Origin of the sequence: uncultured Cellulomonas sp. (assembly GCF_963527515.1) — a bacterium.
Lineage (GTDB): Bacteria > Actinomycetota > Actinomycetes > Actinomycetales > Cellulomonadaceae > Cellulomonas.
Genome location: NZ_CAURTV010000146.1, coordinates 1 through 6,755, shown reverse-complemented (window position 1 = coordinate 6,755; position 6,755 = coordinate 1). Strand labels below are relative to the sequence as shown.

At 73.5% G+C, this 6,755-nt stretch carries 9 protein-coding genes; 5 read left to right on the top strand and 4 right to left on the bottom strand.

Going from position 1 to position 6,755, the window contains the following annotated elements:
* The coding region (locus RYN42_RS19050; protein ID WP_315098842.1) for a LuxR C-terminal-related transcriptional regulator at nt 1-373 on the top strand (373 nt) is incomplete at its 5' end.
* Here RYN42_RS19050 and RYN42_RS19045 read toward each other — a convergent pair.
* The 3 genes from RYN42_RS19045 to RYN42_RS19035 form a co-directional block, all read right to left on the bottom strand.
* Nucleotides 295-546, bottom strand: coding sequence for a PspC domain-containing protein (locus tag RYN42_RS19045; protein ID WP_315098840.1), 252 nt, complete (start codon nt 544-546; stop codon nt 295-297). The two genes, RYN42_RS19050 and RYN42_RS19045, sit on opposite strands and share 79 nt — an antisense overlap.
* A 110-nt stretch (nt 547-656) precedes the next feature.
* Complete coding sequence (locus RYN42_RS19040) at nt 657-1,115, bottom strand: mucin-associated surface protein (protein ID WP_315098838.1); 459 nt, start codon at nt 1,113-1,115, stop codon at nt 657-659.
* Nucleotides 1,112-2,257 (bottom strand): protein kinase domain-containing protein, encoded by a 1,146-nt coding sequence (locus RYN42_RS19035; protein ID WP_315098835.1) that lies wholly within the window; start codon nt 2,255-2,257, stop codon nt 1,112-1,114. The genes RYN42_RS19040 and RYN42_RS19035 overlap by 4 nt, the downstream gene beginning before the upstream one ends.
* Before the next feature lie 166 nt (nt 2,258-2,423).
* Here RYN42_RS19035 and RYN42_RS19030 point away from each other — a divergent pair, with 166 nt between their 5' ends.
* Entirely contained in the window at nt 2,424-2,699 is a 276-nt protein-coding gene (locus tag RYN42_RS19030; RefSeq protein ID WP_315098833.1) for a dsRBD fold-containing protein, read from the top strand.
* Between the two features lie 9 nt (nt 2,700-2,708).
* On the opposite strand, the gene RYN42_RS19025 is transcribed toward RYN42_RS19030, so the two are convergent.
* Nucleotides 2,709-3,089 carry a DUF2255 family protein gene (locus RYN42_RS19025; RefSeq protein WP_315098830.1) on the bottom strand — a complete coding sequence of 127 codons (381 nt, stop codon included), beginning with the start codon at nt 3,087-3,089 and terminating at the stop codon, nt 2,709-2,711.
* Nucleotides 3,090-3,164: 75 nt separating this feature from the next.
* Here RYN42_RS19025 and RYN42_RS19020 point away from each other — a divergent pair, with 75 nt between their 5' ends.
* The 3 genes from RYN42_RS19020 to RYN42_RS19010 all read left to right on the top strand — a co-directional run.
* Nucleotides 3,165-3,551 (top strand): nuclear transport factor 2 family protein, encoded by a 387-nt coding sequence (locus RYN42_RS19020; protein WP_315098827.1) that lies wholly within the window; start codon nt 3,165-3,167, stop codon nt 3,549-3,551.
* Between the two features lie 140 nt (nt 3,552-3,691).
* Nucleotides 3,692-5,866 carry a cellulose binding domain-containing protein gene (locus tag RYN42_RS19015; protein WP_315098824.1) on the top strand — a complete coding sequence of 725 codons (2,175 nt, stop codon included), beginning with the start codon at nt 3,692-3,694 and terminating at the stop codon, nt 5,864-5,866.
* A gap of 61 nt (nt 5,867-5,927) precedes the next feature.
* The coding region (locus RYN42_RS19010) for a glycoside hydrolase family 95 protein (RefSeq protein ID WP_315098820.1) at nt 5,928-6,755 on the top strand (828 nt) is incomplete at its 3' end.

Here is a 6,755-nt window from a genome sequence, read left to right as displayed (position 1 = left end):
CCGCCAGGGACCGCGCGACGCCGGCGAGCGCAGTCTGGCCACGTTCGTCGACGCCCGCGTCCGCGGGTGGGACGAGCTGGTCCGCGAGCTGCTCGCCCGAGCGCGCGGCACGTCGCAGGACGAGCACCTGACCCCCACCGAGGCCGAGGTCGCCGCCTTCGTGGCCGACGGCCTGCGCAACCGGGAGATCGCCGCCCGCATGTTCGTGAGCGAGTCGACGGTCGAGGCCCACCTCACGCGGACCTACCGCAAGCTCGGCCTGCGCAACCGCGCCGAGCTGTCCCGGCGGGTGGCTCAGCCGGGGGTGCCGGTCGGCGCCGGCCCGGCCGGGACCCAGCGCTCCGTGGGCATGAGGATCCACAGGAGCGGGTAGACCAGCAGCTGGCTGCCCGGCAGCACGAACAGGACGAGCACGAACAGGAGCCGGGCGTGGAACGGCGCGATGCCGAACCTCCGGCCCAGTCCGGCACACACTCCGGCCAGCACACGACCCTCGACCGGCCGGACCAGGCCCTGTCGAGCCATGCTGTCGTGGACGCTTCCCATGGTGCTGCTCCTCTCGCGCCGACCACCGAGCGCGGCCGGACTCCCCCAGGATGCCGCTGCCGCGCCCACCTGCGCATCCGTGATCGCCCGGAGATCCACCCTGAGACGTCCTACTTGCCGCCCTTCGGCTTGCCGGGGTTGTTCTCCTTGCCCTTCGGGGTCTTCGCGGGCACCTCGGGGGCGAGCGCGGGCTGCGGTGTCGCGGCCAGCTCCGCAGCAGCCTGGTCGGCCGCCGCCTGCTCCGCCGCAGCCTCTGCGGCGACGGCGGCGGCTGCCACGGCGGCGGCGAGGTCGCTCTCCACGCCGTCGAGCGCCGCGTCGATCTGCCGGTACCGCGCCGTGGACACCTCGCCGGCGTCCGCTCCCTGGTCGAGCGCCTCGCGCGTCTGGGCGACGAGGCCCTGGGCGTCGCTCCACCGCGACTCGGCCGCCGCCTGCGTGACCGCGAGAACCGACTCCTGCAGGGTGCGGGCGCGGTCCGCGTCGAGGTCCGGAGCGGCGTCGGCACATCCCGCGCACGCCAGCGCGGACGCGACGACGAGGGCGGTCCAGCCGACCCGGCGCCTCATGGCTCCACGCTCTCGTGGAGCCGCTGCAGGGACTCGCCGAGCGTGCCCTCGACCGTGGGATAGGACGGCGGCTCCGGGGGGTCGTCCCCCGACACGAGCAGGCCGACCGTGAGCGCGCCACCCGCCAGCAGCACCCCCGCGGCGCCGGCGAGGACGGTCCGGCGGGACCGGACGTGCCACCGGGTCGGGGGCGCGTCGGCGTGCGGGACGGCGAGCGTCGGCGGGAGCATCTCGTCCTCGTCCGGCAGGGCGAGGATCGCCGTCAGGTCGTCCGCCACCTCGCGCGCGGTGGGCCGCTCCTGCGGGTCCATGCGCGTCATCCGCGCGAGCACGTCCGCGAGCCGCGGTCCGAGCCCGGCCGGGACGTCGGGGGACGAGACGAGCCGCGCGGTCGCCACCTCCGCCGGCGTGCCGGAGAACGCGACCTTGCCGGTCGCGCACTCGAGCAGGACCAGTCCGAGCCCGTAGACGTCGCTGGGCGGGCCGAGTGCCGCACCCGTCGCCTGCTCCGGGCTCAGGTAGCTGACCGTGCCGAGGGTCATCCCGGTCATGGTCAGGCGGGTCGAGTCCGCCAGCCGGGCGATGCCGAAGTCGGCGAGCTTGGCGACCGGCGCGGCCCTGCGCTCGTCGAGGCCACCCACCAGCAGGATGTTCGCGGGCTTGATGTCGCGGTGCACGATCTCGCGCTCGTGGACCACGGCGAGCGCGTCGGCGACGTCCCTGCCGATCGCCGCGGTCTCGGCGACGGTCAGCGGCCCCTCGCGCAGGCGGTCGGCCAGCGTCGCGCCCTCGACCAGCTCCATCACGAGGTAGACCTGCTGGGAGCCGTCGGCGTCGTGCACGGTGCCCGCGTCGTGCAGCGTGACCAGGGCCGGGTGGCTCAGGGTGGCCAGCACGCGCATCTCGGCACGGTTGCGCAGGAGGTCGTCGGCGTCCTCGTGCACCGGGGGGAACACCTTCACGGCGACGTCGCGGTCGAGCACCAGGTCCCGCGCGCGGTGCACCGTGGCCATCCCACCGCGGCCGAGGACGACGTCGAGCCGGTAGCGCTTACCCAGCACCGTCGATCCGGTCGGGCCTTCGGTCAGGCCTTCCGCCGGGTCGACCACGTCCGCCCGGGTGTCGTCGACGCGTTCCCGCATGAGGCCTGACGCTAGGCGCGATCTGTGGCACCCGCACCACGGGGTCGGGCGAATCCGGCGCACCCGGACAGGTGGGACCAAAGGCCCTGTCCGGGCACGGAGGAGTCGGCGCACGCTCGAAGGAGCTGGCGCACAGGCGCAGCGCGGACGCCGGAGGAGGGACCTGATGAACGAGACCTGGAACGTGGCGGTCTACCTGTTCACCGACGACGACCCGACCCACGCGTCCGTCGCCAGGGCGCACGCCGTCCTCACCACGACGACCGGGGCGACCCTCGACGGCTGGGGCCGCGCGCAGTTCAGCGCCTACGACCTGGACGCTCCCGAGGTCGGCACCGAGATCGCGGCGGCGCGTGCGCTGCGCCAGCTGGCGGACCGCGTGCTGCAGGCGTCGGCGGACGACCTGGACGACCTCGAGGACCACGCCGTCCACCTGGTGTGACGAGGCACGTCAGTCCTCGGCGGGCACCAGCCGGAGCGTGACGGCCGCGGCCTCCGGACCGACGACGGTGCCGACGATCGCCGGCCCGTACCGGTCGTACTTGGTGTGGTACGCCGCGTCGATCCCCGCGTGCACCCCCGGGTCCGCGGCGACGAAGTGGACGTCCTGCTCGACGCCGCCGGCGCGGATGCGGCCGCGGCCGCTCGCCAGCGCGCGGACGAACCACGGGTTGGTCGCCCCGTAGGCGGACCGCACGTACAGGTCGTCCCCGGCCCGGACCACCCACATGGTGACGTAGGGACGCAGGCTCCGGTCCGGACGCGTCGAGGTGAGCTGCACCTCCTCCGCCTCCCCCACCCGGGCGAGCTGGTCCTCGGTCCACGTGCTCATCGTCGGCGGTCCTCTCCCTCGGCAGGGTGACGTCACTCCATGATGTGCCCTTCCGTCGGGTGCCACACTGCCCGGATGACCGTGCCTGATCCCACCGACTTCAGCGCTGCCTGGGTGGCTGCCTGGAACGCCCACGACCTCGACGCCGTCCTCGCGCTCTTCGCCGCCGACGTCGTCTTCGCCTCTCCCCTGGCGGCGCGGATCGTGCCGGGCAGCGGCGGCGTGCTGCGTGGGAAAGCCGCTCTGCGGGCGTACTGGACCGAGGGCCTGCGCCTGCTCCCCCACCTGCACCTCACCGTCGAGCAGGTGTTCGCCGGGGTGGACGCGCTGGTGATCGTCTACCGCAACGAGCGTGGTGGTGTGGTGAACGAGGTCCTGGTCTTCGCCGACGGGCTGGTGGTCGAGGGGCACGGGACCTATCCGGCGGATGACACGTCGGGCGCGGTAAGCGATCTCCGATGAAAGGTTTCACTGCGTAGTTGCGCCACTCGGCAGTCCCTACGTTCGTCCGCGGGGCTGGGTCATGCCCTCCGACGACGAGGTCGGCCGCGAACGCAGGAGGAAGCACCATGCCGCACCGTCGGAGAACCGTCCCGTGGCTGATGGCAGCCACGCTCGCCACCGGCATCGGCATCGCCGCCGCCCAGCCGGCGACCGCCGCGGTCGGCTGCCGCGTCGACTACACGGTGACCAACCAGTGGAACCCCGGCTTCGGCGCCGACGTGACGATCACCAACCTCGGAGACCCGGTGAACGGCTGGACGCTCACCTGGTCGTTCGGCGCCGGGCAGACCGTCACCCAGGCGTGGAACGCGTCGACGTCGCAGAGCGGTACCCAGGTGACCGCGAAGAACGTCGCGTACAACGGCACCCTCGCCACCGGGGCGAGCTCGTCATTCGGGTTCAACGGCACCTGGTCGGGCAGCAACCCGGTCCCGACGTCGTTCGCGCTCAACGGCACGACCTGCACGGGCAGCCCGGTGGACCCCACGACGCCGCCCGTGGACCCGACCACCCCGCCGGTCGACCCGACCACGCCACCCGTCGTGCCGCCCGCAGGCGCGTGGCAAGCCGAGAAGCTCGACCGCGGGCTGATCAGCGTGCGCTCGGGCAGCGACAACCTGGTCCAGTGGCGACTGCTGGGCACCGAGGCCGCGGGCACCGGGTTCACCGTCTACCGCGACGGCACCCGCATCGCCGGCCCGATCACCAGCTCCACCAACTACCTCGACGCCGGGGCGTCCGCCGGCGCCCGATACACGGTGCGCGCGGTGGTGAACGGCACGGAGCAGGCGGCGTCGCCCGCCTCTCTCACCTTCGGCAACGGCTACCTCGACATTCCGATCCAGCGCCCGAGCAGCGACCACGTGGCCAACGACGGCAGCGTCGGCGACCTGGACGGTGACGGCCAGCTCGAGGTCGTCCTGAAGTGGGACCCGACCAACGCCAAGGACAACTCCCAGTCCGGCGTGACAGGCAACGTGTTCGTCGACGCCTACGAGCTGAACGGCACGCGCCTGTGGCGCATCGACCTCGGCCGCAACATCCGCGCCGGCGCGCACTACACCCAGTTCCAGGTCTACGACTACGACGGTGACGGCAAGGCCGAGGTGGCGATGAAGACCGCCGACGGCACCCGCTCCGGGACCGGTCAGGTCATCGGCGACGCCAACGCCGACCACCGCAGCTCGGCCGGGTACGTGCTGGCCGGGCCGGAGTACTTCACGGTCTTCTCCGGTCCGACGGGCGCGATCGCGGCGACGACGAGCTACCTCCCGCCCCGCGGCACGGTCTCGAGCTGGGGGGACAGCTACGGCAACCGCGTCGACCGGTTCCTGGCGGGCACCGCCTACCTGGACGGCCAGCGACCCTCGATCATCATGGCGCGCGGCTACTACACACGGGCGGTCGTGGTGGCGTGGGACTACCGCAACGGCCAGCTGACCCGCCGGTGGACCTTCGACACCAACGACTCGGGCAACAGCGCGTACGCCGGTCAGGGCAACCACTCCCTGTCCGTGGCGGACGTGGACCAGGACGGCCGGCAGGAGATCCTCTACGGCGCCGCCGCGATCGACGACAACGGTCGCGGGCTGTGGACCAACCGCACGGGTCACGGGGACGCCGGGCACGTCGGTGACCTGATCCCGGGCCGCCCGGGGCTGGAGTACTACAAGGTCACGGAGAGCACCAGCCAGCCCGACTCCTGGATGGCCGACGCCCGCACGGGCCAGATCCTGTGGAGCACCCCGTCCGGCAGCGACAACGGCCGCGGAGTCTCGGGTGACATCTGGTCCGGCAGCGCGGGTGCGGAGTCGTGGTCCTCGTCGGACTCCCAGCTGCGCAACACCTCCGGCCAGGGCGTCGCCCGCAAGCCCGGCTCGGCGAACTTCCTGGCCTGGTGGGACGGCGACACCACGCGCGAGCTGCTCGACGGCACCCGCATCGACAAGTACGGCACCGGGGGCGACACCCGCCTGCTGACCGGGTCGGGCGTGCGGTCGAACAACGGCACCAAGTCCACCCCGGTGCTGTCCGGTGACCTGCTCGGCGACTGGCGTGAAGAGGTCATCTGGGCCAAGTCCGACGAGTCGGGCCTGCGGATCTACGCCACGCCGACGCCCAGCAGCGCCCGCGTCTGGACCCTGCTGCACGACCAGACCTACCGGGTCGCGATCGCGTGGCAGAACACGGCCTACAACCAGCCGCCGCACCCGGGGTTCTTCCTGGGCAGCCCGTTCACGATGCCCGCCCAGCCGAGGATCTCCACCCCCTGATCTACGCTGCCGGTCGGACCGCCACCCCTCCGGCGGTCCGACCGGCGGCCCCTGGAGACCCGTGCCCGACACCACCCTGCGCTACGACGCGCCCGCCACCACGTGGACCGACGCGCTCCCGCTTGGCAACGGGCGGATCGGCGCGATGGTGTTCGGCGGCGTCGGCACCGAACGGCTGCAGCTGAACGACAACACGTGCTGGTCGGGCTCCCCCCGGGCCCGCTCGGCCCCGGACGGACCGGCCGCCCTCGCCGCCGCCCGCGCCGCGCTCGAGCACGACGACGTGCGGGAGGCGGAGCGTCAGGTGCAGCGGCTGCAGGGCGGCTTCGGGCAGGCGTACCAGCCGCTGGTCGACCTGTGGCTCGAGCAGGGCGCTCCGGCGACGACCGACGGCTACTCGCGCTGGCTGGACCTGGACCAGGGCGTCGCCGGGCACCGCTGGTCCGCCGGAGAGCAGGAGGCCTTCGTCAGCCGACCCGCCTCGGTGCTCGTCGTGCACCGGTCCTGGGCCGGCGCACCCGGCGAGCTGGTCGTGCGGACCACGTCCGCGCACCCGCTCGACGAGCCGCGCGGCGAGCGGGACGGATGGTCGGCGACGATGCGCATGCCGTCGGACTCCCCGCCGGACTACGTGCCGGGCACCGTGGTCCGGGACCGCGCGCCTGGCACGAGCATCACCGCGGCGGTCGCGGTCGAGGTCGCCACGGACGGCGTCGTCGTCGCCACGGCCGGGGGTCTGCGGGTGCGCGACGCCGGCTGGGCCACGGTGCTCGTCGCGACAGCGACCGACTACGCGGGACCCACCACGGTGCTGCACGGGGACGCCGACGCCCTGCGGGCGGCGGCCCGGTCGTCCGCCGCCGCCGCGGCCGCACGGACGGTGGCGGAC

What these genes read in the sequence shown, in the direction of transcription:
- RYN42_RS19025 (WP_315098830.1), bottom strand. Translation starts at nt 3,089, where the DNA reads ATGAGCACGTGGACCGAGGACCAGCTCGCCCGGGTGGGGGAGGCGGAG.
- RYN42_RS19040 (WP_315098838.1), bottom strand. Translation starts at nt 1,115, where the DNA reads ATGAGGCGCCGGGTCGGCTGGACCGCCCTCGTCGTCGCGTCCGCGCTG.
- RYN42_RS19035 (WP_315098835.1), bottom strand. Translation starts at nt 2,257, where the DNA reads ATGCGGGAACGCGTCGACGACACCCGGGCGGACGTGGTCGACCCGGCG.
- RYN42_RS19020 (WP_315098827.1), top strand. Translation starts at nt 3,165, where the DNA reads ATGACCGTGCCTGATCCCACCGACTTCAGCGCTGCCTGGGTGGCTGCC.
- RYN42_RS19015 (WP_315098824.1), top strand. Translation starts at nt 3,692, where the DNA reads ATGGCAGCCACGCTCGCCACCGGCATCGGCATCGCCGCCGCCCAGCCG.
- RYN42_RS19030 (WP_315098833.1), top strand. Translation starts at nt 2,424, where the DNA reads ATGAACGAGACCTGGAACGTGGCGGTCTACCTGTTCACCGACGACGAC.
- RYN42_RS19045 (WP_315098840.1), bottom strand. Translation starts at nt 546, where the DNA reads ATGGGAAGCGTCCACGACAGCATGGCTCGACAGGGCCTGGTCCGGCCG.